At 62.9% G+C, this 26,732-nt stretch carries 28 protein-coding genes and 1 tRNA gene; 10 read left to right on the forward strand and 19 right to left on the reverse strand.

Annotated elements, in window-relative coordinates:
- Nucleotides 1–200: 200 nt before the first annotated feature.
- Both KEC55_RS12515 and KEC55_RS12520 read right to left on the reverse strand, forming a co-directional pair.
- Entirely contained in the window at nucleotides 201–2,150 is a 1,950-nt protein-coding gene (locus KEC55_RS12515) for an ATP-binding cassette domain-containing protein (protein WP_432625475.1), read from the reverse strand.
- 263 nt (nucleotides 2,151–2,413) lie between these two features.
- Entirely contained in the window at nucleotides 2,414–2,818 is a 405-nt protein-coding gene (locus KEC55_RS12520) for a DUF4399 domain-containing protein (RefSeq protein WP_282505708.1), read from the reverse strand.
- A 198-nt stretch (nucleotides 2,819–3,016) separates the two neighbouring features.
- On the opposite strand from KEC55_RS12520, the gene KEC55_RS12525 reads away from it, so the two are divergent.
- From KEC55_RS12525 to KEC55_RS12540, 4 genes are all read left to right on the forward strand, one after another.
- Nucleotides 3,017–3,199 carry a rubredoxin gene (locus KEC55_RS12525; protein ID WP_176050462.1) on the forward strand — a complete coding sequence of 61 codons (183 nt, stop codon included), beginning with the start codon at nucleotides 3,017–3,019 and terminating at the stop codon, nucleotides 3,197–3,199.
- A gap of 150 nt (nucleotides 3,200–3,349) precedes the next feature.
- Nucleotides 3,350–3,424: transfer RNA gene (locus tag KEC55_RS12530), tRNA-Arg, on the forward strand.
- A gap of 163 nt (nucleotides 3,425–3,587) precedes the next feature.
- Nucleotides 3,588–4,802: a tyrosine-type recombinase/integrase gene (locus tag KEC55_RS12535; protein ID WP_282505709.1), complete on the forward strand. Its 1,215-nt coding sequence runs from the start codon at nucleotides 3,588–3,590 to the stop codon at nucleotides 4,800–4,802.
- A gap of 232 nt (nucleotides 4,803–5,034) precedes the next feature.
- Complete coding sequence (locus tag KEC55_RS12540; RefSeq protein ID WP_282505710.1) at nucleotides 5,035–5,976, forward strand: hypothetical protein; 942 nt, start codon at nucleotides 5,035–5,037, stop codon at nucleotides 5,974–5,976.
- Between the two features lie 766 nt (nucleotides 5,977–6,742).
- On the opposite strand, the gene KEC55_RS12545 is transcribed toward KEC55_RS12540, so the two are convergent.
- From KEC55_RS12545 to KEC55_RS12590, 10 genes are all read right to left on the reverse strand, one after another.
- Nucleotides 6,743–9,604, reverse strand: a complete 2,862-nt coding sequence (locus tag KEC55_RS12545; protein WP_282505711.1) for a DUF927 domain-containing protein — start codon at nucleotides 9,602–9,604, stop codon at nucleotides 6,743–6,745.
- 127 nt (nucleotides 9,605–9,731) lie between these two features.
- A complete protein-coding gene (locus KEC55_RS12550) occupies nucleotides 9,732–10,058 on the reverse strand; it encodes a hypothetical protein (protein WP_282505712.1) in 327 nt (108 codons plus the stop codon).
- Between the two features lie 9 nt (nucleotides 10,059–10,067).
- Nucleotides 10,068–10,415 (reverse strand): hypothetical protein, encoded by a 348-nt coding sequence (locus KEC55_RS12555; protein ID WP_282505713.1) that lies wholly within the window; start codon nucleotides 10,413–10,415, stop codon nucleotides 10,068–10,070.
- Nucleotides 10,408–10,620, reverse strand: a complete 213-nt coding sequence (locus KEC55_RS12560; protein ID WP_282505714.1) for a hypothetical protein — start codon at nucleotides 10,618–10,620, stop codon at nucleotides 10,408–10,410. Before KEC55_RS12560 ends, KEC55_RS12555 begins: the two co-directional genes overlap by 8 nt.
- Nucleotides 10,613–10,915 (reverse strand): hypothetical protein, encoded by a 303-nt coding sequence (locus tag KEC55_RS12565; protein WP_186271848.1) that lies wholly within the window; start codon nucleotides 10,913–10,915, stop codon nucleotides 10,613–10,615. Before KEC55_RS12565 ends, KEC55_RS12560 begins: the two co-directional genes overlap by 8 nt.
- The gene (locus tag KEC55_RS12570) at nucleotides 10,908–11,084 is read right to left on the reverse strand and encodes a hypothetical protein (RefSeq protein ID WP_017432173.1); all 177 of its coding nucleotides are present in this window, start codon (nucleotides 11,082–11,084) and stop codon (nucleotides 10,908–10,910) included. The genes KEC55_RS12565 and KEC55_RS12570 overlap by 8 nt, the downstream gene beginning before the upstream one ends.
- 366 nt (nucleotides 11,085–11,450) lie before the next feature.
- The gene (locus KEC55_RS12575) at nucleotides 11,451–11,864 is read right to left on the reverse strand and encodes a hypothetical protein (protein ID WP_282505715.1); all 414 of its coding nucleotides are present in this window, start codon (nucleotides 11,862–11,864) and stop codon (nucleotides 11,451–11,453) included.
- Between the two features lie 62 nt (nucleotides 11,865–11,926).
- Nucleotides 11,927–12,190: a helix-turn-helix transcriptional regulator gene (locus KEC55_RS12580; protein ID WP_282505716.1), complete on the reverse strand. Its 264-nt coding sequence runs from the start codon at nucleotides 12,188–12,190 to the stop codon at nucleotides 11,927–11,929.
- A gap of 102 nt (nucleotides 12,191–12,292) precedes the next feature.
- Complete coding sequence (locus tag KEC55_RS12585) at nucleotides 12,293–13,147, reverse strand: hypothetical protein (protein ID WP_282505717.1); 855 nt, start codon at nucleotides 13,145–13,147, stop codon at nucleotides 12,293–12,295.
- A 231-nt stretch (nucleotides 13,148–13,378) separates the two neighbouring features.
- A complete protein-coding gene (locus KEC55_RS12590; RefSeq protein ID WP_157776336.1) occupies nucleotides 13,379–14,020 on the reverse strand; it encodes a DUF4760 domain-containing protein in 642 nt (213 codons plus the stop codon).
- Nucleotides 14,021–14,316: 296 nt separating this feature from the next.
- Between KEC55_RS12590 and KEC55_RS12595 the strand changes: the two genes are divergently transcribed.
- Nucleotides 14,317–14,898: a recombinase family protein gene (locus KEC55_RS12595; RefSeq protein ID WP_282505718.1), complete on the forward strand. Its 582-nt coding sequence runs from the start codon at nucleotides 14,317–14,319 to the stop codon at nucleotides 14,896–14,898.
- A gap of 48 nt (nucleotides 14,899–14,946) precedes the next feature.
- Here KEC55_RS12595 and KEC55_RS12600 read toward each other — a convergent pair whose 3' ends face one another.
- Nucleotides 14,947–16,764: a hypothetical protein gene (locus KEC55_RS12600; protein ID WP_282505719.1), complete on the reverse strand. Its 1,818-nt coding sequence runs from the start codon at nucleotides 16,762–16,764 to the stop codon at nucleotides 14,947–14,949.
- Between the two features lie 727 nt (nucleotides 16,765–17,491).
- Nucleotides 17,492–18,883 (reverse strand): right-handed parallel beta-helix repeat-containing protein, encoded by a 1,392-nt coding sequence (locus tag KEC55_RS12605; RefSeq protein ID WP_282505720.1) that lies wholly within the window; start codon nucleotides 18,881–18,883, stop codon nucleotides 17,492–17,494.
- Nucleotides 18,884–19,134: 251 nt separating this feature from the next.
- Here KEC55_RS12605 and KEC55_RS12610 point away from each other — a divergent pair, with 251 nt between their 5' ends.
- Nucleotides 19,135–19,467 (forward strand): hypothetical protein, encoded by a 333-nt coding sequence (locus tag KEC55_RS12610; protein ID WP_282505721.1) that lies wholly within the window; start codon nucleotides 19,135–19,137, stop codon nucleotides 19,465–19,467.
- A gap of 43 nt (nucleotides 19,468–19,510) precedes the next feature.
- Here the strand turns inward: KEC55_RS12610 and KEC55_RS12615 are convergent, their stop codons facing one another.
- Nucleotides 19,511–20,251 carry an SDR family NAD(P)-dependent oxidoreductase gene (locus KEC55_RS12615; RefSeq protein WP_282505722.1) on the reverse strand — a complete coding sequence of 247 codons (741 nt, stop codon included), beginning with the start codon at nucleotides 20,249–20,251 and terminating at the stop codon, nucleotides 19,511–19,513.
- A 114-nt stretch (nucleotides 20,252–20,365) separates the two neighbouring features.
- Here KEC55_RS12615 and KEC55_RS12620 point away from each other — a divergent pair, with 114 nt between their 5' ends.
- Nucleotides 20,366–20,980, forward strand: a complete 615-nt coding sequence (locus tag KEC55_RS12620; protein WP_282505723.1) for a TetR/AcrR family transcriptional regulator — start codon at nucleotides 20,366–20,368, stop codon at nucleotides 20,978–20,980.
- 42 nt (nucleotides 20,981–21,022) lie between these two features.
- On the opposite strand, the gene eco is transcribed toward KEC55_RS12620, so the two are convergent.
- Nucleotides 21,023–21,523 carry a serine protease inhibitor ecotin gene (gene eco / locus KEC55_RS12625; protein WP_282505724.1) on the reverse strand — a complete coding sequence of 167 codons (501 nt, stop codon included), beginning with the start codon at nucleotides 21,521–21,523 and terminating at the stop codon, nucleotides 21,023–21,025.
- A gap of 143 nt (nucleotides 21,524–21,666) precedes the next feature.
- Here eco and KEC55_RS12630 point away from each other — a divergent pair, with 143 nt between their 5' ends.
- Nucleotides 21,667–21,981: a hypothetical protein gene (locus KEC55_RS12630; protein WP_034190701.1), complete on the forward strand. Its 315-nt coding sequence runs from the start codon at nucleotides 21,667–21,669 to the stop codon at nucleotides 21,979–21,981.
- Nucleotides 21,982–22,178: 197 nt separating this feature from the next.
- Here the strand turns inward: KEC55_RS12630 and KEC55_RS12635 are convergent, their stop codons facing one another.
- Complete coding sequence (locus KEC55_RS12635; RefSeq protein WP_282505725.1) at nucleotides 22,179–22,580, reverse strand: hypothetical protein; 402 nt, start codon at nucleotides 22,578–22,580, stop codon at nucleotides 22,179–22,181.
- 117 nt (nucleotides 22,581–22,697) lie between these two features.
- Between KEC55_RS12635 and KEC55_RS12640 the strand changes: the two genes are divergently transcribed.
- Nucleotides 22,698–23,078: a DUF5594 family protein gene (locus tag KEC55_RS12640; protein WP_282505726.1), complete on the forward strand. Its 381-nt coding sequence runs from the start codon at nucleotides 22,698–22,700 to the stop codon at nucleotides 23,076–23,078.
- Between the two features lie 185 nt (nucleotides 23,079–23,263).
- Nucleotides 23,264–24,631 carry an MFS transporter gene (locus KEC55_RS12645; RefSeq protein ID WP_282505727.1) on the forward strand — a complete coding sequence of 456 codons (1,368 nt, stop codon included), beginning with the start codon at nucleotides 23,264–23,266 and terminating at the stop codon, nucleotides 24,629–24,631.
- A gap of 31 nt (nucleotides 24,632–24,662) precedes the next feature.
- Here KEC55_RS12645 and KEC55_RS12650 read toward each other — a convergent pair whose 3' ends face one another.
- Entirely contained in the window at nucleotides 24,663–25,256 is a 594-nt protein-coding gene (locus KEC55_RS12650) for an AAA family ATPase (protein ID WP_282505728.1), read from the reverse strand.
- Nucleotides 25,249–26,670, reverse strand: a complete 1,422-nt coding sequence (otsA, locus tag KEC55_RS12655) for an alpha,alpha-trehalose-phosphate synthase (UDP-forming) (RefSeq protein WP_282505729.1) — start codon at nucleotides 26,668–26,670, stop codon at nucleotides 25,249–25,251. The genes KEC55_RS12650 and otsA overlap by 8 nt, the downstream gene beginning before the upstream one ends.
- Nucleotides 26,671–26,732 lie beyond the last annotated feature (62 nt).

Here is a 26,732-nt window from a genome sequence, read left to right on the forward strand (position 1 = left end):
CATCGGGACGTTGTCCACACCTCGTGTGGATAACGTCGTGGACAAAACGTTGAGTTCCGTAAAAAAGCGAATCGAAACAACGGTGTGCTTGGACTGCTCCGAAAGCGGGCGCGCGGCGTGCGCGGCGCGGCCCTGAACGCGCGGTATTTTACTGGTTCCGCGTGGCGCGCCAATCAAGAGATCGGCGCGCACCGCACGCGTCACGCCGGCTTGCGCTTCGCCTCGAGCGTTTCCCACCGTTCGAGCGCGGTGAGCAGTTCGTCGTCGATCGCCGCGAAGCGCTCGGTCAGGCGCGTGCCTTCCTGCGGATCCTTCGCGAAAATCGAGCCGTCCTCGAGCTGCGCATTGATCGTCTTCTGCTCCTCTTCGAGCGCGGCGATCTTCTCCGGCAGCGAATCGAGCTCGCGCTGCTCGTTGAACGACAGCTTCACCGTGCGCTGCGCATTGCGGCCCGCGGCGCTCTTCGCCGCGTCTTCCTTGACGGGTGCCGCCTCGCTGACCGCGCGCTTCGCGGCTTCCTGCTGCGCGAGCTGATCCGCGCGCGCGCTCTGGATCTGCCAGTCGCTGAAGCCGCCGACATATTCGCGCCACTTGCCGTCGCCCTCGGCCGCGATCACCGACGTCACGACGTTGTCGAGGAACGCGCGATCGTGGCTGACGAGCAGCACCGTGCCGTCGTAGTCGGCCAGCAGTTCCTCGAGCAGTTCGAGCGTCTGGATGTCGAGGTCGTTGGTCGGTTCGTCGAGCACCAGCACGTTGGCTGGACGCGCGAACAGGCGTGCGAGCAGCAACCGGTTGCGCTCGCCGCCCGACAGCGACTTCACCGGCGAACGCGCGCGTTCCGGCGCGAACAGGAAATCGCCGAGATAGCTCATCACGTGCTTGCGCACGCCGCCGATCTCGACCCATTCGCTGCCGGGGCTGATCGTATCCGCGAGGCTCTTTTCCTGGTCGAGCTGCGCCCGCATCTGGTCGAAATAGGCGACCTGCAGGTTGGTGCCGATGCGCACCGTGCCTTCGTCGGGCTTCAGTTCGCCGAGAATCAGCTTGAGCAGCGTCGTCTTGCCAGCGCCGTTCGGGCCGATGAAGCCGATCTTGTCGCCGCGCATCACCGTCGTCGAGAAGCGATCGACGACCGCGCGGCCGCCGTAGCGCTTCGTCACGTCGGTCAGCTCCGCGACGATCTTGCCGGACTTCTCGCCCTGCGCGACATCCAGCTTCACGTTGCCCAGCGTGTTGCGGCGCTCCGCGCGCTCGTTGCGCATCTGCACGAGCCGCGCGATGCGGCCGACGCTGCGCGTGCGGCGCGCTTCGACGCCCTTGCGGATCCACACTTCTTCCTGCGCGAGCAGCTTGTCGAACTTCTCGTTTTCCACGCGCTCGATTTCGAGCTGCTGTGCCTTGCGCGTCTGGTACGCGGAGAAATTGCCCGGGTACGACAGCAGCCGACCGCGATCGAGGTCGACGATGCGCGTCGCGACGCGGTCGAGGAACGCGCGATCGTGCGTGATGAACAGCAGGCCCGCGCGCTGCGCGACCAGCAGTTCTTCCAGCCAGCGGATGCCGTCGAAGTCGAGGTGGTTGGTCGGTTCGTCGAGCAGCAGCACGTCGGGCTGCAACACCAGCGCGCGCGCCAGCGCGACACGCTTCTGCATCCCGCCCGACAAGGCATCGACGGGCGCATCGACGTCCGCCAGGCCGATCTGCGCAAGCGTCATCGATACGCGCGTGCGCCAGCTCCACGCGTCGTGCGCGTCGAGCGACGACTGCAGTGTGTTCATCCGCGCGAGCAGCGCATCGTGTTCGGCGCCTTCGGGTATATCCGCGAGGCGGTGCGCGATCGAATCGTATTCCTCGAGCAGTTCACGCGTGTGCGCGAGCCCCGACGCGACCGCTTCGAACACCGTCGCGCCCGGCTCGAATTCGGGCTCCTGCGGCACATAGACGGTCACGAGTTCCTGCTGGCGCGTGATCAGGCCGTCATCGGGCTTCGCGAGACCAGCGACGATCTTCAGCAGCGACGACTTGCCCGCGCCGTTGCGACCGATCAGGCCGACGCGCTCGCCGGCTTCCAGCGAGAAATCCGCGTGATCGAGCAACGCGACGTGACCGAACGCGAGTTGCGCGCCGGTAATGGAATAGAGCGACATGGGGAGACGGCGAAGAGAGAAATCGGAAGCGCCCATTGTACCGGTCGCGGAGGCCGGCACCGGCATGGCCGGATGGACGAGCTGAAAGGGGCACACAAAACGCGCTAACGCGGTGCGATGAACGGCTGGCCGCCGGTTACCAGACAGATGCCGCCCGCGCAGCATGCATGCCCGTACAAACGGGCAAAAGCCGGCCCGATGCCCGCGGCCGGCCGATCGGCAGTTCCGCGCGCGGCGCACCGGGCGCCCACGCGGACGTGCGATTACTTCACGTTGACGGTGATCGTCGAGCTCATTTCGGGACCGTACGAACGGTGCGCGCCGTCGCCGAGCTGCAGCGTCAGCGTGTGCTGGCCGGGTGCCAGCTTCACGTCGGTTTCGGTCTGGCCCTTGCCGAAATGCAGCGAATGGTCGCTCGCCGGGATCACGTCACCCTTCGGCACCGGCTTGCCGTCGATCAGCAGGTGATGGTGGCCGGTATTCGGCGTCATGTCGCCGGCCGGCTTGAGATCCATGCCTTCGAGACCGAACTTCACGTGCACGGGGCTCGACACCGTCGCGCCGTCCTGCGGCTCGACGAAGAACACACGCGCTTCGGCGCGCGCGAGCGTCGACACGGCCAGCGCCGCGACACACACTGCACCCGCGATCCACTTTCTGTTGAGCATCGTTTCCTCCTTCAGATTGACAGGCTCACGAAGCATACACTGCATGCCCGCCCCACGCGATGACACCGGTTGTTCGCGATGCGTACGTTTAAAACGACGTTGCGGAGGCGTTCGACGAAATTCCGGTACCATTGCGCCTTTCGTCCGCCGGCCAGGCCGTGGGCGGCATCACCGAGTTTCCATTTTCCCGAGCGCCACATGAGCGAAGTAATCGAATACCAGAGCTGGGTCTGCCTGATTTGCGGGTGGGTCTACAACGAAGCGGAAGGGCTGCCCGACGAGGGCATCGCGGCCGGCACCCGTTTCGCCGACATTCCCGCCGACTGGCGCTGCCCGCTGTGCGACGTGGGCAAGGAAGATTTCGTCGTCGTCGATTTCTGATTTTTCGTTCCCGTCGCGGCTGATCCCGCGATACGCGCGTCGGTCAGCGTGCATTCCGCCCCGCCGACGCGCCGCGCGTTTGCTATACTCTGCGCGCTGTCCACACCGCCGTCCGGTTCGCGTTTTTCGCGCGATTGCCCGGACATGGCTCTCCCCGTAGTTCAATGGATAGAACAAGCGCCTCCTAAGCGCTAGATACAGGTTCGATTCCTGTCGGGGGGACCAGCCAAGCCCCAAACCTCCCCCAAGATTCACAAGGAACTCCCCGCTCACGCCCGTCTGGCGGCCTTCTAGCTCCCATCGTTACCCAAGGTTGCTCAGTGACAGCCGGAGAAAGTGTTGGTATTTTTGTTGGTATCAGCAGATACCAACAACACAGATACCAACAATGCCTCTCACTGACATACAGGTGCGGAACGCGAAGGCCAGCGCGGCACCATACAAACTGACGGACGGCAACGGGATGTTCTTGCTCGTCCAACCGAACGGCGCGAAGTACTGGCGCTTGTCGTACCGATTCCTTGGCAAGCAGAAAACGCTCGCCCTCGGCGTCTATCCGGCCGTGACGCTTGCGACGGCACGGAAGAAGCGCGACGAGGCCCGCGAGCAGATCGCGGCCGGCATCGATCCGGGCGAGGCGAAGAAGGACGCAAGACGGGCCGCCGAGATCGCGGCGGCCAACTCATTCGAAGCGGTAGCCCGCGAGTGGTTTGACTCCCAACGCCCGGGCTGGAGCGAAGGCTACGCAGAGAAGGTGCTGAATTCGCTTGAGGTCGACGTGTTCCCGAAGATCGGTGCTCGCCCGATCGCGGAGATCGACTCGCCGCAGATGCTCAGCATCGTTCGCGAGGTCGAGGCGCGCGGGGTGCGCGAGACGGCGAAGCGAATCCTCCAACGCTCGCGCGCGGTCTTCCAGTACGGAATCATGACCGGGCGATGCTCCAGGAATCCGGCGGCCGACATCGACGCGCAGACGGTCTTGAAGAAAGGTCCGGGTGTACAGCACATGGCACGCGTCAAGGCGACGGAGATTCCGCAGCTCATGCGCGACATTGACGCCTACCAAGGGGACCTAGTTACCCGGCTCGCGCTCCGCCTGATGGCGCTGACCTTCGTGCGGACAACGGAAATGATCCGTGCGGAATGGTCGGAGTTTGACGAAGCCGCCGCAGAATGGCGCGTGCCTCCAGAGCGCATGAAGATGCGCGACCCGCACATCGTGCCTCTATCGCGACAGGCGCTCGACGTGCTCGCCCAGCTCCGCGCCCTCAACGGCCAGCATCGATTCGTGTTCTACAGCGTGCAAGGCCGGAGCCACATTTCGAACAACACCATGCTCTATGCTCTCTATCGCATGGGTTACAAGTCGCGAATGACGGGGCACGGGTTTCGCGGGCTGGCGGCGACAGCTCTGCGTGAACTCGGCTTCGGGCGGGACGTTGTAGAGCGCCAGATGGCACACGCCGAACGCAACCAAGTGACTGCCGCTTACGTCCATGCCGAGTATCTGCCGGAACGCAGACGCATGATGCAGGTGTGGGCAGATCACCTCGACAAACTCAAAGCCGGAGCAGAGATAATCCCAATCGCGGCGACCAGATAGGTCCGTGCCGCCACGCGTATGAGTCAGCGTCAGATCAGGTCCGAGATCGCTTGCCCGTCACTTCATCAAGGACCGTGATCGATCCAACGCAGTCAGTCGCGGCGTTTTGATGAACGTCCGACGCGCACATCGAAGCCACCGTTTGGATAGCCTCTAATAGGAGCGTACGAAAAGAATGACGTTGATAATTACGATTGCGACACCCCGCGTCGTTCTACAGGCAGGGGACCGATTGCTGACCACGAAGAGCCGAGCAGGAAGATACGAATCGTTTGATCCTGTGTCGAACAAGAGCATTTTGTACGAGGCAGTGGACGGACTGGTTACGCTGAGTTATTCGGGCCGAGCACATATTGGAGCACGCACCACCGACGAGTGGATTGCCGCCGCCCTCGACGAAAGCGTCGACCAAATGTTCGACAATTCGGATCCGGATCCAAGCGCGATCTCTCTTACTTCCGGCAGGTCCCTTCGGTACTCCATGACCGCTGTTGTCGATCTTCTGCGACGACGCCTCGTCGAACTGGAGGACTCTGTTTTCGAAGAACACGGCATCGCGATTGCGATGGCGGGCTGGGCGGTCAATGCTCCAGACGGTAAACCCGATCTGTTCGAACTGCGTCGTGGCGCTCGCTCGAACGACGTTCACGTGAATGGATTCAAGCGTCGCCCATGGATAGGTCGCAACACAATGGTGAGCATGATTGGAAGCGGTTGTACCAGCGATGTCGAGAGCTTTTTCGGAGATCGATGGGCTCAAATCCACTCCGATCCATCGATGGCCGCCCCAGAGCGCAACACGGAGTATCTACAAGCGCTACAAGGAGCATTGATCGACACCATTCGTCAAGCCTCGGCAACGAACCAGACGGTCGGGGCGAATGTCCACCTCAACTCGCTGTACGCCGCTGGAGGTGGACAGATCGCTGCCGTCAGCCAGTTCTTCGGGGTTGAACGTCATCCAACGTTGATTCGGCGGCCGAGCTCGCCCATTGAGGTGCCCGACGCGGCGATGACTGGCTGGTTACTCTTACCGGCCGAGGTATACGCCCCGTCGTACCTCGTTGGAACCAAGACACACCGAGGAAACTTCACAACGATCCATCAAGTCGGCGTTGTCGCGGAGCGAGGTCCGTCGTTCGTATTTCGTTCAGTCGAGCGACGACGCGCGTAGGCATTCGGATTTGCATGCAGGGAACCCGTACCTAATCATGGCGCAGAAGCGACAGTCAGCGATGCGATTCACACGGACACTCCGCCTGAATACGCGAATGGCTGGCTTTGGCCGAACTGAGTCAGACGATCTGGCGATGTCTGTATGGTCAAGTCCAGCCCCATACATATGTCCCCCCTTGCCGCGCGCCCCCCACCGATTTTTCAGAATTGCCGCGGCACTGTCGGTCCCCTGCAAGTCGGTATGAATATGCCCCCCCTTAGGCGCGCCGGGAGTAGGAAAAACACGCGGGTGTGAGCCCCCGCGTCTTTGCCCTAGACGCAGGGTCCCCCGCTTTCCGGCCGCCCGGACACTTGCAGTCGGCGCAACAATGCCCGATCGGGGCGCATCGCCGACACCCCCCTCGAAAATACGTCTCTGATGCGCGTCATATCCCGGAGAGCCGTGCCCCGTCTAGCTTCGCGGTAGAAGCAGACGGTCGACGCCTGTCCGGTCAGTGCAAAATGAGTTGGAGATTTGGAGATAAACGTCTGAATCAGCCGCCAAGCCTTATGGGGTAAGGCTTCGCGTGTCTCCAAACGATTTGGAGAACGCTGGAGATACTGGAGATAAACCAGCCCGGATTGTTACGGCTACGGCAAGATTCGCCGCGATCGCCGGCCCGGTTCCGTCTGGAGCGTATCGCTCAAAGTAACTTTGGCGCACGGGCCAAAATGCCGCGCAAAGGAATGCCCGCCACCGTCCTCCCGGACGGCGGCGGTGCTTTTCACAGTTCGAGTGTGAAGATGGACGGCAACACGCGATAGACCATGAATTTCCCATGACCGGGGATGTACTCCTGCCGATACGGATAGCCGTCGCTACGCGGCATCAGCACGCCCCGCTTCATCAGTGCCTTGGCGACGATCTTGTGATCGAACCCGGCGCACACGTCCTTACGAAACACGGCCGCTTCAATCAGGTATTCCGTCTCGACGCTTTCGGCATCGTCGGCGCTCATCTTGCCGCCGAACTCGGCGTAATACTCGCGATCGGATGCGATGGGCGTGCGCCGCTCGTCGCGCTTCACGTGCTGCTTGAAGCCCGCTCGATGCGGCACGTTCGGCCGATGGTCGTCCTGCGCCCGGTTCATCCACACGAAACGGTTGTCGCCGTGTGCCGCGAGGAAATGCTGTACCTGCCGCACGGCTTCCGCCTCGTCCGAATTGCCCGTGCCGCCGCGCAGTTCGAGCCAGCCTTCGAAGCAACGACGTGCTGCCTCGACCGCTTCGCCCTGGGGCCAGCCGGTCAGCCCGTGCGCCGTCGCCAGCTCGCCGGCCACTGCAACGAGGCAGAACCGCTTAGCAACACGCGCGACCTGCGAATGCGAGCCGTCCGGCACCCATTGGCCGACCAGCTCGTCGACGCGCACACGCAGATGCTCGGCCAGCTCGCCAGCCTGCGACGACGCCCACTCGATGAACGCGGGGCCGGCCGTGCCGTAGTGCATGCCGGCGTGTCGCTCTAGATGCTCGATCAGCGCGGCCGGTGTCGGGAAGCCGTGCAGCTTCTCCACCACGCCCATTTCGCCCACCTCGGCCGGGATCGCGGGCAAGCGCACCTCGATACCGCCTTTCATGGGCTTGTTGCCCTCGGCCATCAACGCGGACACGCTCTTTTCGCCGTTCGACAGGAACAGCAGCCGCCAGGTGAGAACGGGCTTTGCCGAGCCGCTACGCGACGCGCGGGCCTTGCCCGACTCGTTCGCGAGCATGTAGATCACGTCGCCAACCAAGCGCGGCTCGACCTGTCCGATTTCATCGAGGATCAGCAGCGCGTCGCTATGCTGCGTGGCGACGGCTTCGAGCGCGTTGTCGGTCGCCTTCCAGCTCCGCACGTAGTCCGGCGAGCCGAACACGGACGCGGCGATGACGCCGCCCGTCGACTTGCCCTTGGACGTCGTGCCGAGCAAGTGAAAGCCGCCCGACTGAAGCCCGGAGAAGTGCAGCAGCGGACCAGCGAAGGCGGTAGCAACGCAGAACAGCAGCCGGCTATTGCCGACGCAGTAGGCTGCAACCTCGCGTTGCCAATCGTCCAGCGTGCCGCGCTCCTTGAACTGGCTCTGGATCGGCGTATCGGCCTGATAGATCAATGCCTCTTTACCCGTCCCGATGACGCGATCGGGCAGCACGAACGCACCGTGATGCCAGCCGACGCGCGGCACGCAGCGCACGCGCTCGTCCGGCTGCGCCATCTGCACATAGTTCGCGATCTGCGTGCGGGCGATCTGCGTCACGCCGAGCTTCACGCCCATATCAAGCAGCATGCGGCGCAGCTCCGTACCGTCGCCGGCAAACAAACCGGCCGGCACCGCCCATCGTTTCAGGATGCCGTCGCGGTCCGTGAATTCGAGCAGGTAGCCCCACTCGCTGTTCATCTCATTCCGCGTCTCCGCGATCACGTCGATACGCGTGCTGACCCAATGCGGCGGCAGCGGATCGCCCTGATTGTTGAAGCCGTGAAACCACACGCCCTTGTCGTCGACGACGAACCGCGACTTGCCATCCTGCGCGCGGGCCGTTTTCGGGCGCTTGGCGGGCTTGGCGGCGGCTGGAGCAGCCTTGCCCTTGCCGGCATCCGCCGAGCCGGCCGGCGCGAGCGCAGCGCGCACGGCGGCGGCCACCGCATCCGGGCCGACGTGCGCAGCCAGGTCGTTGAAGTCGGTGCCGGCGGCCGGGCGGTTCGGACCGAAGTCGGGCACCGCGACGATGCCGGCGATGGCCTCGGCCGCCGCGCGTGCCTTCGTCACGCCCGGATTGCCCTTCGTCGTGTGATCGTCATCGGCGCAGACGACGATGCGGGCGTCCGGATACTGGCCGCGCAGTGCCGTCGCGACCGCGTGCAGGTTGCCGGCGTCGAACGCGACGGCGGCCGGATAGCTCGTCGCGGCCGCGAGCGTCGCGCACGTGGCGTATCCCTCGCCAATCAGCAGCGTGGACGGCGTGGAAGATAGCGGGCCGCCGATCAACGAGAAGCAGCCCGCCTTGCGGCCGTTCGGCAGATACCGTTTCTGGCCGTCCGTGAGGATGAATTCCAGCGTCCACAGCTTGCCGTCCGCGTCACGCGCCGGAATGACGAGTGCGCCATCACATGCGGCCGTGCCGATGCACAAGCCGCCGCGATAGACGCGCAGCGCGTCGACCGGGATGCGCTTGCGAACGAGATACGGGTGATCGGCCGGCGCGGGCTCGGCCGCCGACCAGATCGATTCAGCGAGCGCCGACGCGGCTTGCTGTTTCTCGGTCAGTTCGGCCAGCTCGGCCGCTTCGCGGGCCGCGCGCTCGGCTTTCTGTCGCTCGCGCTCCGCTGGATCGACCGGCTTCGCCCGATGCGCGCGCGGATCGAAGCCGCCGAGCTTGGCGAGGTGAAACAGCGTGTTGATGGTGATCTTGCCGCCCTTGAACGACTTCCACACATCGCGCGCGTCCTTGCCGTTGTAGTTCTGCGCGCCTTGGCTCCATTCGTTCCAGAGGGCGAAGCCCTCCTCGTCAAACTCGGCCTTGAGCGCCATCCCCACCTGACTCCACGTGTCGCGGTCGTCGGGCGGAACATAGCCGAGCGCGACTCTCGCCCGCTCAAATTCGGACATGGGTGCGTTACTCATAGGTTCCCACTGGACGCGCGTCGGTCGGCTTCCGATTAGTAGTCCATATCGGGCAAGCAGCTACCCGACGCGCGAAGAATTGAATGATGCGGCGATGCCTAGCGGTGCAGCGTCAGCCGGCCGCGCGAGGCACCGACAGAACGGCCCCGCCGGCCGTGACGTCGTTGCTGTAGACGTAGCGGCCGAGCCGCGACTCGCCGAGTGCGTCGTTCGCCGCCTCCAGCGCCGCGCCGATCGACGGCAGGGACGCACGGAACAGGCTCAGCACAAGCCAGTAGTCGTCATCGGACATGGCCTTGTCGGCCGCCCAATGCAGGCTGTCCAGCAGCTCCATCGCATCGCTGATCCGCGTGCCGATGCGGTCGTGATCGGTGCGGTTCACCTCGGCCACGAAGTGAGTCGCGAGCGGTTGCACGGCATTCTTGTTCGTCTTTGCCATGGCCGCCCCTCAATGCGTCGTGCGCGGTTCACGCGTGACAAGGCCGAGTGCCGCGAACAGATGTTGCTGCACGCGCCCCATCAGGCCGGCCGCGAACGCTTGGCGGCTGATCGTCACGCGGTGCGCGTCGACGTCGCCCGCGTCCTGCATCGCAGATTCCATACCGCGCGCGAATGCGGCGGCTTGATGCGCCGCGTAGTCGTGCAGCCGCACGTCGCCTTTCAGGTCGAGCCATGCGTCGGCGCATATCGCGCCCAGGTCGACGGCGAATTGCAGCTCGATCGGTGCGCCGGTATCGAGCGGCGGTGCGTTGTCGAATCCGTCGACAACCGCGGTTCGGATGTGCTGGTCAGTCATGGCACACCTCCGGCTGCGCAGTACGGCGCATTTCGGCTGAATACCGGCTCGCGACGCTTTGCCCCATGTCGACGAGCGCTCGCTCGTAGGTGCCCTCCGCAAGATGCGACCGGACAGCATCGAACAGGGCTTCGAGTTGGGCGAACTGATGGGCCGCACACATGGCGATCATCGTGACTTCGTTCGGCGGGCGGTATTTAGACATGGTCCACCTCCAGAATCGACGCGAGGAGTTGCCCGACGTCCATCGTGCAATCCAGCTCCGCTTCGCCGCGAATCGGCGTGAGGTTCCAGTCGTGGACGGCTGCGTGCGTGAAATCGCCGGACCGCCGACCGTAGACACTACGCCCCGAGACGGGGCCGCCCAAGATCCGCACGCGCCAATCGTGATCAGGCGTCGGACGAGCCGATGCCACCTCAACCAGCATGCCGATGCGAGCGCGTGCGTCGCATTTCGTGACGATCGCCAGATCGCCAATCTTGCAGCGCAGCTCAGCCATGACGCACCTCCGCACGGACGAGCGCGGCGATCGCGGCCAGTGCCGCGCCGGTTGCGTCGAGCGCGTCCTGATACGTGCTGGCGGTTGCCGCGTCGCGCAGTGCTGCGCGGACAATCGATTGAATGAGGTGGGATTGCTGCCCGGTACGGGCGTGCGTGGACTGGCGCATTGGCTGCGGCCTCCTTTTGCTGGGTTCGGAACCCGGCCCCCGCTGTCAAACGGGTGGCCGGGCACATGGCGGGGTTGACAGACCGGCGCAAAAGGGAACCGGCGTGCGCGAACGCACCCCCACCAAGGCCCGACCATAGAAGGCGCAAGGTGTACGGACGTAAAAAAACCGCACAGCGGCGGTTGTCCGCCTTTTGCAATTTCCGGCTGTCACCCCGGGTCGCTGTTGTCTCAGCGACATCCACAGGATACTGCGCACCGCCGCGATGCGCAAATCGAGGAAGGGACGGAACAGAAACAGCGGCGCGGCGCTGCCGACATCCCGCGCCGTTCATCGCAGCAAAGTGACTTTCGCAAAGCGTCGCGGTCATACGCTTACCCCACTCTGAATCAGAGTTACCGCGATGCGTTGCAGACGTACGGCAGCGCGTGCGTGCTTGTCATCACCACGCGACCAAAGCAGCTCGGTGAGAACGTCGACCTGCTGCATCACCGGATCGGAATACGAGCGGCCGGCGCGGTCCAGTGCATCGCCAACATCGAGAACCGCCCCTTGCAGTTCGCTCGCCAATACCGCGCGAGGCGTCGCTGGCGGCTTGTCTTGAGCGACGAGTAGCCGTGCAATGTGCATTGCTTGAATAGCTGAGGCGCAGCATGAGCGGTCGCCATGTCCCCAGAGGGCCACCGACATGCGCTCCAGGTGCGCAGCCTTGCCAAGCAATTCAACATCGCCGCACATCTCACGTGCGTCATCAAATGTCGTGCATGCATCAAGCCACATGCGACACGTACGGGCAGTCGGCGGCACCAACACGCGTGCAGCCCTCGTCACACTGATTGCCATTACGCGCCCTCCGTCGCTGGGCGGACCGGGTCAGCGGAACGATAGTTCAGCGGATCAGCCATCCAGCGATGGATCTCACGATTCGGCCAGACGGTGCAACGCTGCGTCAGACGACTTGCGCGCGGAAAGTGGCCCTCCAGCTCGCGTTGGCGGACAGTTTCGCGAGACAACGGGATGAAGCGACGCAGACTTTCCCAGCGCGAGAAGCCGTCAAGTGGCAGTCCGTCCGGGGTTTGTAGCGCATACGCATTCTTGCTCTGCATTTTTACTCCCTAAGCAAATCTAGGCCACCATTGGCAAAGATTGGGAGCTATCGTAATTTTTTGCGACGGCTTGAAGAACGGAAGGTATTTTCTCAATCCCGGCTACAAATCTTCCGGCTTAATCCGGCCTTTCCGCACTCGATCAACGAACCCCTCTAGATCGGGCAAACCCAAAGCCACTTTGCTCTGGAGCGCGAGTAATGTGTCGGGAAGTCGCCAGCACTCGGCCCCACGTGCATCGACATAATCCCATCTCAGCTCCCACATTTTTCGATCGACTGTACGCAAGTAGGTGCGAATCTCTCCTCCCTCCTTTTGCGACGTAAGCCAATCAGCGCTCAGAGTTCCAGTCCATGGAATAGTCTTGCGATCGGCCATCTGTCCATTCAGATCGGCCGCGAAGCTTTCAAGCGCAGCCATAACGTGCGATACAGAAGGAAGGAAGCACGCTGGGCTGCTGTTAAAGCGGAATATGTCATCGAGACGCGGACGCGCATTTTCCTCATAGAGCGCACGGTCGTACGGGTCGACGATGTCTCCCCGCGTAGCGGCCGCATCGATCAGATGCAGGATGTCGGTGAATTCAAGAGGCATTGAAACAGGAGCGTGTTCCTGCTCCTGTTCAATCTCGCTAAGCAGAGCGCTCGCTTCGCCAAGTACCTGCGTGAGGCGCGACACGTTTTGCCTTTGTCGCTCGATAGCTTCGCGCTGCCCTGTTTCGTCAATACCGACTGCGGACAGCGCAATCTGAAACCATAGCCGCCATGCGCTGGGAGCATTTCGCCCTCGCGACCAACTGAGACGCGAGGAGCTATAAAAATCGCGCATTCTGGGATCGGTAGCTAACCGCTTCGCCGCCTCAAGCTCTCGTGCCGAATACGGCGTTCCCTGGCGACACACGCAGTCGCATTCCTGCCGGATCGTAGCCGGCACCCATGAACTATAGATTTGATTCACCTGCGCATCCTTCACATGCGCCCTTCACGAAGAACGCCGAGCCAGCCGGTGAAGGTGTCCGGTTTTCAGGTGGCCGCCCTAGGCTCGACGGATCCCATTTTCTCATGACCTGCGATGCGGGCTGGTCGGTGCCGCTAGTTCGAAACGGCCCATGAAGACGAATTCTCTGATGTCGTTGACCTGACATTCAGGTGTGTTGTCGCAACCGTCGGGAATCGTCGGCGTGAGCCCTTACTCATTGCAACGAGCCTCGGAATCTACGAATGTTCGCAACTCCGCCGGCGTTGGCACAAGAGCAGAACCGCGATTTGCGCGCTCTTGTATGTTCGTGACCTGCACGTATAGGTATTCAACATCAGCCCAAATCGCGCTATCAGTCGCAGCAACGACGGCTCGGTATCTCACCGTGAGATGGTAGTAATGGAAGAATGACTCGTAAAATTCGTGCCACGCGAACTCTGCATCCACAACCTCACGACGGACCAACAATCCAAGCTGTTCGAAGTAGTCGATAACCGCATCAATCGCCGGGTGCGATTTATTCGGGTCCTGCCTCAGATTCTCGGCTGCAGCAGCCCTCGCCTTCCGCATCCGCTGACTGTCGAAGTGTTCGCTGAGCTTGAGAAGAACGTCGACACCAAGCGCGGTACTGTTTTGACGGACCTGTGCGCGAAAGCTAAACGCGGCAACAAAGAGGCCAGACACAGCAATCAGTGAACCAACGCACGTACCGAGCGAACCTACCATCGTCCAATACTGCGTCGGGTCGGACAACTTCAATGCCTTAACCGAAAGGTACGATGCGAGGATGAAGCCTCCTAACGCGATGCCGGCCAGGAACGACAAAGCACACGGGAAAAGTCTATTTTTCATTTGCATTGGCTCCCCCCGACTTCACGCGATACCCACGGGACTGTTACGCCGTCGGAGTGGTGAAGTCTGGTTGCGGCGTTGGCGACCACGGCTCAAGGATAGTCGTCAGGAACGGAAATTCAACGATACACATGCGGTCGATTTGCTTTCGAATACCGCCCCCCGATCCGCCGCCCATGTCCGAAACCGAACCGTTTCGGACATGCTTGTCGGGCCATGTCCGAAAGTATGCCATTTCACTTTTTGGACATATGCTATTATTCGGACACCCTTTTTGAACACAAGAGATACGCCACGTGTCCCGAACCTTTGCATACGCCCGGGTCAGCACGATTGACCAGACGGCCACAAATCAGCTCCGCGAAATTGAGGCTGCCGGCTTCTCAATCGACAAGCGCCGGGTCATTACGGAGTGCATCTCAGGTAGTGTCTGTGCCAATCAGCGCCCCGGTTTCGCCGAATTGCTCGTCAAAATGGAAGAAGGTGACGTACTGATAGTGACAAAGCTCGATCGGCTTGGCCGAAACGCAACGGATGTCCGAGCGACTGTAGAAGCTTTGGCCCATCGCGGCATTCGAATTCATTGCCTCGCCCTCGGCGGCGTTGACCTGACTAGCGCGGCGGGGCGGATGACAATGCAGGTCTTGAACGCAGTTGCGGAGTTTGAGCGCGACCTATTAATCGAGCGAACTCATGCCGGCATGACGCGAGCGAAAGCAGAAGGGAAAATGATGGGGCGGCCGTCCTCACTCACGAAAGAACAGAAAACCGAGATTCGGCAACTATTGAACGAAGGCGCATCCGTTGCGGGTCTTGCGAAGTCATACCGCACCAGTCGCCAAACAATCATGCGGACGCGAGACATGGCCGGTGACTGACACTCCCAGGGTCACGTCTCGCGATCTGCTGGCTTCAACCAACATCAACTAGAACGCACTCAAGTGCACGTTCTTTTTAAGAGTATTTGCCACAACATAAAATAAAGAGCTAAACACTGTCATAGCGACCGACAAAAGAAGCAGCTTTACTGACGTATCGAGTCGCTCCCAGCGCGTCGGATTCAATCTGACTTGATTTCTCCACAGCGCATCCACCGCCCCTTCAAGACGAAGGGTGCCAGAAGGCTCAATGGAGCCATGAATCTTTTTCCCTTGCAAGACGAAATTATCGAATGGAGTCGCATCAATTTTTGAATCATTCAACTTAAACGAATCGACATTACCGCGAAACGTCATAGCTTCGACATGACCAGAATCACTCAACTGAGACGCCACCTCCGGCTTCAATTTAGAAATACTCGCCCAACCGGAAAAATTCTTAATCGACATCAAATTCTTGCGCTCGGCGTATAGCGTCCCAGATGGCGAAGACGGTTCAATCTCGACAAGAATGCCGAATGTTGCGCCCATATCAGGCAATGCATTCTCGCCGGCACCTAGAGGGACATTACGATGAACCGCCTTGCAAGAAAGCTTTGCATTTAGATCAAGCGCCTTGTCGATCGACACAGCGAGCCCATACACAACATCATTAATCTTCATTTTAACATTACGAGAAGTCAAATGAAGATTGTGAAGCGCATCAGTTTTAACAAGGTCCACGACAATTAGAATACGCAACCTATCACTCGACGACGAATATAAAATCACTGAGTCCGAAGTTGTAAATCTGGCAACGGTCGTCTCTTTGGTTTTACTATCCTGATCCAACCAGAACATATCGCCATTAGAATTCGCCATATTAATTGAGGCCAGATCACTTCCACTGGAATGCACCGATAGCTGCGCCGGACCATCGTCGGTGGAAATTTGCAGCGAATTAATCGAAGAAAAAGCCTCCCCCCCTTCCTTTCCTACTCCGTCTGCGGCCTGCACGTCTCCGCAGCCAGTATAGAAATGCATGGCCGCACGGAACTGCTGCGGACGATCCGGTTTTTTCCATTCAATTGTCATTGCCTTCTGCGGATTGATTGCAGAAAAATCCCCACTAAATCTTTCCGGCTTGGTCATAACTCCAAAATTTACCGCAGTCGAATCCAATTTACCCTTGTCCGCACCCTTACGCTCATCCTTTGCCACATAAAGACCCGTAACTGCTGGATTAACCGAAACTTCAATCCTAGACGTCGTCGGGTTAAAAAATAGTGAGCATATGTAGTACGCACCGCAACTCAACAACCCACCTGCAATGATCGGCACCGCAACTGCCACCCCACGCAAAATGAGGACATTGGACTTACTAAAATCAACAACCTCACTACCAAACCGAAGTGCAAGAATGAGCCACCCAGCAACAAGCGGGCCGCCAATCGCATTAGAGATAAGACATTCATACAAATTAACCGGATTATTTGGGTCCGGGAACATCACCTTAAATACGACATCCGCAACACTTAGCGCTACAAAAAAATATATTGCCGCCACAACGAAAATATCACGCGGCAACCTATTCCGCCTCACCAAAAATACAGCGATCGGCAACGACAGAATCGAAAATATGATCAGACCAGTACTAAACACCCAAGAATTAATGGTCGGAAACACTATGAGGTTATCACCATATGCAGACGCATATATGCCGCCCTCAGGGCTCTTCAGAAGAGATAGCAAATACGTCTGCAACGAAGGGCCAATACACAAAACAACACCAAGCCCGATGGAAACAGACAATATATACGCAAATCTCCACGCAAAATCACTCGCACCCGAAGCCCCAAATAGCCCTGCTATTTTTTTAAATTTCATATTAAATTTACTTATTATCAGCAACAACCTTGAGCAATCTCATCGCCTCACTCCATTCAATTGCAATCGGTTGCACTCGCCCGAACATACATGGTCACGAAATTTCACTTCAGGCTCGGACATCAGCACCTAATATCCACGATAGCAGTCGCCCTTAAGCTATGCCGTCATGCCATCCAACCAGTTATCACGTAGCGAGCGAAGCCTGTATGTTTTGAACTTTTAGTGTACACGACCGCGTCAGGTATGCGTCCGCGCCGGGGAGGTGGTGGCTCGGGAAGTTCTTTGCGCGCACTGTTCCAGATAGCGGGCAGTTCGCGGTGCATGGAACGAACATGCTCGACACCCGGGACTGTCTCCAACTTTGTCTCCAAGATATTGAGTGTTTTGGAGACATACTTGGAGATATACGAACCCTTGCCAGACAAGGCAGACAGGCCGAGTCGTGTCCGTGTCTCCAAATCTCCAACCATTTTTGCTTCCGGCAGTGTCGGCGGTAATTGCTTAGAACCCCGCTCCGTCCATGCAAGCCTACGCTCAGATGTCTGTTGGTATTTTTGTTGGTATCTATAACAGCATCATGCCCGCAAGGCATATCCAGAAAGAAGATATGAATTCTGTCGGGGGACCAGCATTTCCCGCACTTCCCCCGCTACGCGCCACCACCAGACTCGTCCTGCCGGAACCGCGCACGCACAACGCTATCAGGCGACGACCGTCCGCACCCTCACATCAACCCCGTCCGTACCTGCGGCATCAAACTCGCATCCGCACCCGTCACGGTAAACGTCCCCTTCGCCGATGCCCCCGACGGCAGCGCCATCAAACTGCCATCGCCCAACCGGTTCGCATCGACAACAATCTGGCTCGCCGCACACCCGCTCGCCAGCAGCGACAGCGGCGCACCCGCGATCGACGAGAACGTATTCCCCGTCACACTGAACGAACACACATTCCCGTACGCCCGAAAACCGGCATAACCGGAGCCGGACACACTGTTGCCCGTCACCGCCACGTTCGTCACCGTTCCCGTCCACGTGTCCAGTTCGATCGCCGCCTGCTGCGTCGGCTGCAGTCCGTTGTTCACGTTCGAATTCTGGATGTTGGTCACGACGTTGCCGGTAATCATGACGTTCGATGCGCCATACGTGTTCCAGCTGTCCTCCTGCGCCACCAGGATACCGGCCGCCTTCTGCACGCCGTCGACCGTATTGTTCGAGATCGTCACGGCCTGCCCGCCGACCACCGCAATGCCGCGCCCCCACGGGTTGCCGGACACCGCGTTATGGTCGATCAGCACGTTGCTGCTGAGGTGGCCGTCGCCGAGATAGCTGACGACGGCGATCAGGTCGTCGCCGGTGGCCGTCACCGTATTGTTCTGCACGAGCACGTTGATCGATCCGTTGGTCGTGTGGATGCCATCGGCCAGTGTCGCGTGGACGGTATTGCCGACGATCGCGACGCCATTGCCACCGAACACGAAAATCCCCGCACTCGCGCCGCCGTTGATCGTCACTTTCAGCACCTGGACGCCCGCGCCTGTCACCTCGACCTTGGTCGACGCCGGCGTCGCAAGCCGCGTCGTGCCGGTACCGACCAGCGTCACGCCCACGAGCGTCGAACCGGTGCCGCTCATCACGATCGTCTGATCCGCGGGATTCGTGGCGGCCAGCGTCGCGCCGTATCCGGAAATCACCGCCTGCGGCACGCTGACCGTGAGCGAATGCCCGACGACGTAACGCCCCGGCGCTATGACGAGGCGCTGGCCGGTCTTCAGGCTGTCGAATGCCTTTTGCAGTGCATCGGCCTGATCGCTACCGTCGGCGGCCGGATAGACGGTTACGTCGGCGACGAGAACGGAATTTGCACCTTGCGTGGGTAAGCGCGCCGCGCCGGACGTCGTGCCGGCCGCACCGGATGCCGTGCCGGACGTCGTGCCGGCCGCACTGGACGCCGGCACGGGGCTGGCGGGATTCGCCGATGAAGGCGAGCTGCCGGACGCCGCGCTGGCAGGCTCGGCGGGCGACGCCGGCGAAACGGGTGCGCCCGCAACGGTCTGCGCCGCATTGTTGTCGCCGCCACCGCACGCGGCAAGGCCAAGGCAAAGCAAGGCGAGCATCGCCCGATCGACTGTTCGCATAGGATTTCTGACGAGCCCGAGATGGCGCCATCCTAAGTACACGTGGCGTCTTTGTAAATGAGGCCTTCGTCCGCCGTGTCGCACTGTGCGCCGTACGCACAAGCCGTTGGCGATCCTCTGCGATTCATCGTCGTGACATGCGACATGCGATCGCACTTTGTCCGATCCCCACGGACACGCACTGCGCATTGCGTAGAATCCCGAACCTTCGCCCGTACCCGTACACGACCATGATTCGAACCATCGCGGCGCTGGCCGCGCTTTCGGCCCTGACCTGCACGGCGAACGCCACCGATACCGGCACGGCGCCCGCCAAGCCGCGCTATGTCAGCCCGGGCATCACCAACGTCACGGCCGCAGCAGCACCGCATCTGGAAAGCACATCGCCCGACGCCCGCTGCCGCGAACTGGCCGCAGGCATCGACGCGGTCACGCACGCCCCCGACCGCGGTCACAAGGTCGTGCGCGGCTTCGGCCCGGACGGCAAGCCGCGCAACGAACTGCGCGCCTATGACAAACGGGCCGACCTGGAAGCCGAGCATCAGCAGCTCGGCTGCCGATAACGAACACCACGCCGCCCGGCCGAATCACGCCGGGCGTCGGACCTTACGCGTTCGCACCGCCGTCGATCGTCAGGCCGGTGCCGTTGATCGATCGCCCTTCCGGCCCGACGACGAACGCCACGAGCGCCGCGACGTCGTCGGCCTTGCCGTACTGCGGAATCGCCATCCGCGATCGCTGCGCACCGGCATGTTCGCCATCGGCCGGATTCATGTCGGTATCCGTCGAGCCCGGGTGCACGATATTCACCGTGATGCCGCGCGAGCCGAGATCGCGCGCGAGCCCCTGCGTCCAGCCGATCAACGCGGCCTTGCTCGCCGCGTAGAGGCTCATCCCCGCATCGGGCACGCGCGTCGCGAGGCAGCTGCCGGTCGACACGATCCGCCCGCCCTCCCCGAGATGTCGCGCCGCCGCCTGCGACGCGACGATCACCGCGCGCACGTTCACGTTCAGCGTTGCGTCGATATCGTCGAGCGTGAGGTCGTCGAGCGTGCCGGCCCGGAAAATCCCCGCGTTGTTGACGAGGATGTCGAGCCCGCCGAATGCCTCCGCGGCACGGTCGACCGCGTCACGCACCGCAACCGGATCGGCGCTGTCGGCCTGGATGGCGACGGCCCGGCGGCCCAGCGCCTCGATGCTCGCGACGACGGCCTGCGCCCGCTCGGCCGATTTTTCGTAGGTGATTGCAACGTCCGCGCCATCGGCCGCCAGCCGTTTCGCGATTGCCGCGCCAATGCCGCGGCTGCCGCCCGTGATGAGTGCACGCTTGCCCTGAAGTCGGTTCATGTCGGTTCCTTTCCTCATTTATGTAACGACCGGCACAGAATGTGGCAAGTTGCGCGCCACAGTCAATTGATTTATTTTATCGATCGATACAGAAATAGACGAAGGACGGATGCAATGGCTGAACGGGGCCGACCGAGAAGCTTCGACAAGGAAGCGGCGCTGGATCGCGCGATGGAGGTGTTCTGGCGCCTCGGCTACGAAGGGGCGTCGATGACCGACCTGACGACTGCGATGGGCATCGCGTCGCCGAGCCTGTATGCGGCGTTCGGCAGCAAGGAAGCGTTGTTCCGGCAGGCGCTCGCGCACTACGGCGCAACGGAGGGACGGGAACTCTGGGGAGGCGTCGAACGGGCGGACACTGCACACGACGCCGTGCAGAACTATCTGATGGATACGGCGCGTGTGTTCACGCGGCGCTCGAAGCCGGCCGGCTGTCTGGTCGTGCTGTCGGCGCTGCATCCGGCCGAACGGTCCGATACGGTCCGGCAAACGCTGATCGCGATGCGCGAGGGCACGGTCGAGGCGCTGCGGAAGCGCCTCCGGCAAGGCGTCGTGACCGGCGAGATCGCGGCGGACGCGAACCTCGATGCGATCGCGCGGTACTACGTGACGGTCCAGCAGGGCATGTCGATCCAGGCGCGCGACGGTGCGAGCCGCCGCGATCTGGAGGCCATCGCCCAAGCCGCGCTGGCCGCATGGCCGGCGCTCGTCGGCGCGCGCGGCGCCTAACCGAATGACGACGCGGCCGTGCGCGGCCGCGCCGGCGCATCGTTACTGCTTCGCCGCGTGCTGCACGTCCTTCGACGCATGCCACACGCGATAGCGCACCTCGAAACCGTCCGGCACATAGACGACGAGCGGCAGGCGGCTGTTGTAGCGCAGCAGCTGGCCGTCGCCGCGCACCTGCACGAAGCGTTGCTGCGGCGCCTGGCCCGGGCACGCCATCAGCGTCGAGGCCGGCCCCTTCACGTCGGTGAGCTGGTAGTACGTATAGCCCCAGCCCTTCACGTCCTCGGCGGTGAGCTCGCCGCCGAACCACTGCTGGTTGCAATCGGTCTGCAGCGTCTTGCCGATCATCAGCTCGACGCGCGCATCGCCTTCGTTCTCGAGCGCGGGCAGCCCGATCACGACGCGCTGCTGGCCGGCCACCGCCTGCGGAAACATCTTGATCGACTCCGCCGGCACGGCGGGCGCCGATGCGGGGCTCGCCACGCACGCGGCGGCAGTCGTGACGCAGAAAGCGGCCAGCGCGGCCCGGATCGCGAATTTCATCGATGTGCTCCTGAAAAACAAATGAGCCCCGGATGCTAACACTTTCACATCAGGCCCTTACGGAGCTGTAATTTGCAGACACAATTGCAAACAGTCGCCGGCTCCCGTGCGCGGTACTTATACGGCAACCAACGGAGAACATCATGCTGAAGCTCATTGCGGCCGCCGGCGTCGCGACCTTGCTGGCCGGCTGCGTCGTCGCCCCGGACGCCGGATACGGCTACGGGCAGCCCTACTATTCCGATCCCGGCTACGCATACGCGCCGTCCCCCGTGTACGGCACGGTCAACATCTGGGGCGGTGGCGGCGGGCGCGACTGGGATCGCGGCCGGCGCGACTACCACCGTTGGGACGGCGATCGCGGCAATCGCGGCAACGGCTGGGGACGCGGCGGGCGCCGCGGCGACTGGAACGATGGCGGCGGGCGCGGTGACGGCGGCGGCGGCCATCGCCACTGACGCGCAATTGCAACCGTTTGTATCCGCGCACGACCCACCAATACCCGGTCGTGCGTCACGCAGGCCAACGGATGGCCGCACAAATGCAAAGGCCCTCGCATGAAGCGAGGGCCTTTTGTCGTCCGGTCCTGCGATATGAACGTCGGCAAGTATCGGGCTGCCGGCACCCTGCCCGTTCAGGTGTCACGTGCCTCGGCTTACCAGCCGGCCGGCTGTGCGTAGCCACCCTGCACCGGCGCACCGCACACATACGCACGCTGGTAGCGGTCGTAGCAATAGTTCGGGCCTTCGTCCTGGTACTGCGCCTGCTGATAGGTCGGATACGCAGGCTGCTGGTATGCCGGCGCCTGGTAGTACGTCGGCGGCTGATAGGCCGGTGCCTGGTACACGGGCGCCTGATACGCGACGGGCGGATTCATCGCGGACGTCACGATCGCGCCCAGCACCGCGCCGCCGATCAAGGCGCCGATGACGGCGCCGCCGTCGCGGCCATGCGCGGACGCCGGCCCCGCGATGGCGAGCGAACCGGCGAGGACACATACTGCGGCAATCTTTTTCATGATGGACTCCCACGCGAAGTGGTACTGGATGCGATGCATTGTGGCGGCACGCGGCCGTAATAGATGCAGCAAGTGGTAACGCGCGATTACCGGTATCGCACCCACCGGAACGCCGCGCCGCCGTGCTACGATTTTCGGCATACAGGAGACGCCTTCATGCAGCCCGAAACCGCCCGCCGTTTCGATACCGAATTCGCGCCGCGCATCGCGCAGGCAATCGCCGCCTTCTTCGCCGAGCACGTGCTGACCGACGTCGTGCCATACGGCGGCCACGGGCATCCGACACGCGTGCAGATCCGCAGCGCGCCGCACGAGCATGTGAGCGGCTTCGAGCATCCGCTGAACCTCGAGCTGACCTGGGATACCGACGAGATCGAACGGTTGATGGAGCCGGACGGCCCGCAGCGCTTCGAGCACTACCTGGCCGCGCTGCCGAAAAAGCTGGGGGCGTGGCAGGGCGCGCGGGACATCGATCTCGCGTCGCGCACGCAGGCCGACCCGCTCGTGCGGCTCGGCGGTCTCGACTTCGAAGGCTGAGTGCCCGCGCCGGCCGGCAGCCGCGCGTGCCGGCGTCGCGTCACGCGGCCCGGTGATACACTCGACCGGCCCCGTTCCGGTGCAGCCGCGCCGGCCGGGCCGTTCATCGCCGCCTCCACCCTTCCGCATGGTTGCGCACGCAACCGGCAACCGGGCGCGCGGACAACCCTGCTCTCGCTCCCGTCATGAACGCCGATACCGGCCTGCCGCTTCCGCAACGTTACTGGGCGATCGTCTGCGTCGCACTGGGCATCACGCTCGCCGTGCTCGACGGCGCGATCGCGAACGTCGCGCTGCCGACGATCGCACGCGACCTGCACGCGTCCGACGCCGCATCGATCTGGATCGTCAACGCCTACCAGCTCGCGGTCACGATCACGCTGCTGCCGCTCGCGTCGCTCGGCGAGCGCATCGGCTATCGCCGCATCTACATCGCCGGGCTCGCGCTGTTCACCGCGGCCTCGCTCGGCTGCGCGCTCGCCGGCTCGCTGCCGATGCTGGCCGTGATGCGCGTGATCCAGGGGTTCGGCGCGGCCGGCATCATGAGCGTCAACGCGGCACTCGTGCGGATGATCTACCCGTCGTCGATGCTCGGGCGCGGGCTGTCGATCAATGCGATGGTCGTGGCGCTGTCGTCGGCGATCGGGCCGACGGTCGCGTCCGCGATCCTGTCGTTCGCATCGTGGCCCTGGCTGTTCGCGGTCAACGTGCCGATCGGCATCGCCGCGGTTCTCGGCAGCCTGCGTGCGCTGCCGGCCAACCCGCTGCACGACGCGCCGTACGATTTCCCGAGCGCGCTGATGAACGCGTGCGTGTTCGGCCTGCTGATCACGGCCGTCGACGGGCTCGGGCACGGCGAAGGCCACGCGTATGTCGCGGCCGAACTGGCGGTGGCGTTCGTCGTCGGTTACTTCTTCGTGAAGCGCCAGCTGTCGCAGCCGGCGCCGCTTTTGCCCGTCGACCTGATGCGCATCCCGATGTTCGCGCTGTCGATCTACACGTCGATGGCATCGTTCACGTCGCAGATGCTCGCCTTCGTCGCGCTGCCGTTCTGGCTGCAGAACTCGCTCGGCTTCTCGCAGGTCGAGACGGGCCTCTACATGACGCCGTGGCCGCTCGTGATCGTGTTCGCCGCGCCGCTTGCGGGCGTGCTGTCGGACCGCTATTCGGCCGGCATCCTCGGCGGGATCGGGCTTGCGCTGTTCGCGGCCGGGCTGCTGTCGCTCGCGACGATCGGCGCGCATCCGGGCACCGTCGACATCGTGTGGCGGATGGCGCTGTGCGGTGCGGGCTTCGGGCTGTTCCAGTCGCCAAACAACCGCGCGATGCTGTCATCGGCGCCGCGCGAGCGCAGCGGCGGCGCGGGCGGCATGCTGAGCACCGCGCGCCTGACCGGCCAGACACTCGGCGCCGCACTGGTGGCGTTGATTTTCGGGCTGTCGCCGGATCGCGGGCCGACGATCGCGCTCTACGTCGCCACGGCCTTCGCGGCGGTAGCGGCCGTCGTGAGCATGCTGCGCATCACGTCGCCACGGCCGGATGCAGCGGCCTGACACCGCTGCGTGTCGGTACACGCGACGCGCGTCACGCGGCGTCGAGCGCGTCCATCACGAAACGCACGCGCGCCTTCACGCTCGCGCGCGGCAACTCGATCAGCCGGTATCCATACGACGTGTAGCAGTCGACCATCGCATCGTAGGTCCGCTCGGCTTCCGCGAAATCCTGCCGGCGCTCCGTGTCCTGCGCATAGATCTCGGGCCACGGCGGGGCGATAAACACGCGCCGGTGATAGCGGAAACGGCGGGCCGCGGCTTCCGCGTGCGCGGGTACCGCCAGCCCGGTCAGCCGCAGGTAGCCGACCACGTCCGGCACGCCGCGATCGAAGAACACGGGCCCGCGCGCCTGTCGCGCGAGATGGTAAGAACGCATCTCCCAACTCAGCATCAGCTCGGCGAACGCGGCCGGGTCGCGCCACGGCAGCGCGACGCCGTCGATGGCCATCTGGTCGCGGATCACGCCGCGCCCGGCCTCCTGCGAACGCGCGAAACCGGCGCGTTCGAGCGCATCGAGCAAGGTGCTCTTGCCCGAACCCGGGCCGCCCGTCACGACGAAGAAGCGGCCGACGGCGTCGTCCGTCTCCTCGTCCCCGGCGCCCGCGCCCGGTGCGAACTCACGCATGCGCAACCCGCCGGCCCGCACGTTGCGTGACCGACGCTACCGCCGCGACACTGCGCAAGTCCGCGACGAACGTGTCGCGCCAGACCGACAGGTCGTTTTCACGGAGCCGCGCGAGGTTCTCCTCATGACGCGCCTGCCGCTCCGCGAGCGGCATCGACAGCGCACGTTCGAGCGCCTCGGCCATCTGCGACAGGTCATAGGGATTGACGAGCAGCGCGCCGGTCAGCTCGGCCGCCGCACCGGCGAACTCCGACAGCACGAGCACGCCCGGATCGGCCGGATCCTGCGACGCGACGTACTCCTTCGCGACGAGATTCATCCCGTCGCGCAGCGGCGTCACGTAGCCGACCTGCGACATCCGGAAGAACGCCATCAGCAGGTTGCGCTCGTACTTGCGGTTCAGGTACTGGATCGGCGTCCAGTCGAGTTGCGAGAAGCGGCCGTTGATGCGGCCGGCTTCGCCTTCGAGCGTTTCGCGAATGTCCTGGTAGGTCTGCACGTCCGAACGCGTCGGCGGCGCGATCTGCAACAGCGACACGCGCCCCTGCCAGCCCGGCGCGTTCGCGAGCATCCGCTCGAACGACTGGAAGCGCTCGACGAGCCCCTTCGAGTAATCGAGACGGTCGACGCTCATCACGAGCTTGCGGCCGTCGAGCGCCTCGCGCAGCATCTTCACCGGTTTGCGCGTGCCGTACTGGACGGCCGCCTGTGCGATCGCGTCGGGATGCACGCCGATCGGATAGGCGGCGACCTTCACGACGCGACCGTGCGCGTGCAGCATTCCGTCGTCGCTTGCCGCGCCGATCCCGCGCCGTTCGATGTAGTCGGTGAATGCCTGCTTGTCGGCCTCGGTCTGAAAGCCCGCGATGTCGTACGCGCACATGAACTTCACGAGTTCCTCGTGCGGCGGCACGAGGCGCAGCATGTCGGGCGACGGAAACGGGATGTGCAGGAAGAAGCCGATCGGGTTCTTCACGCCGAGTTCGCGCAGGTAATGCGCGAACGGCAGCAGATGGTAGTCGTGCACCCAGATCAGGTCGTCGGGCCGCAGCAGCGCCGCAAGCTGCTTCGCAAGCATCGCGTTCACGCGCAGATAACCGGCGTACTCCTGACGATCGAAGCGCGCGAGATCGCCGCGGTAATGGAACACCGGCCACAGCGTCGCGTTCGAGAAACCGCGGTAGTACTGATCGTAGTCGCGCCGGGTCAGCCCGACCGTCGCATACGTGACGTTGCCGTCCCGCTGGATCGTCGGTTCGGCGTCCGGCGTACCGCCGATCTCGCCGTTCCAGCCGAACCAGACGCCGCCGCTTTCCTTCAGCGCATCCATCACGCCGACGGCCAGGCCGCCCGCGCTCGGGCGCGTGTCCTCGCCGGCGGCGACACGGTTCGATACCACGATCAATCTGCTCATGCGGCTTCCCCTCCTCGATTCGATTGGCGGGCGCGCGACGCGCGCCCAAGCGGACACGGCTG

This window comes from Burkholderia cepacia, from assembly GCF_029962485.1.
Lineage (GTDB): Bacteria > Pseudomonadota > Gammaproteobacteria > Burkholderiales > Burkholderiaceae > Burkholderia.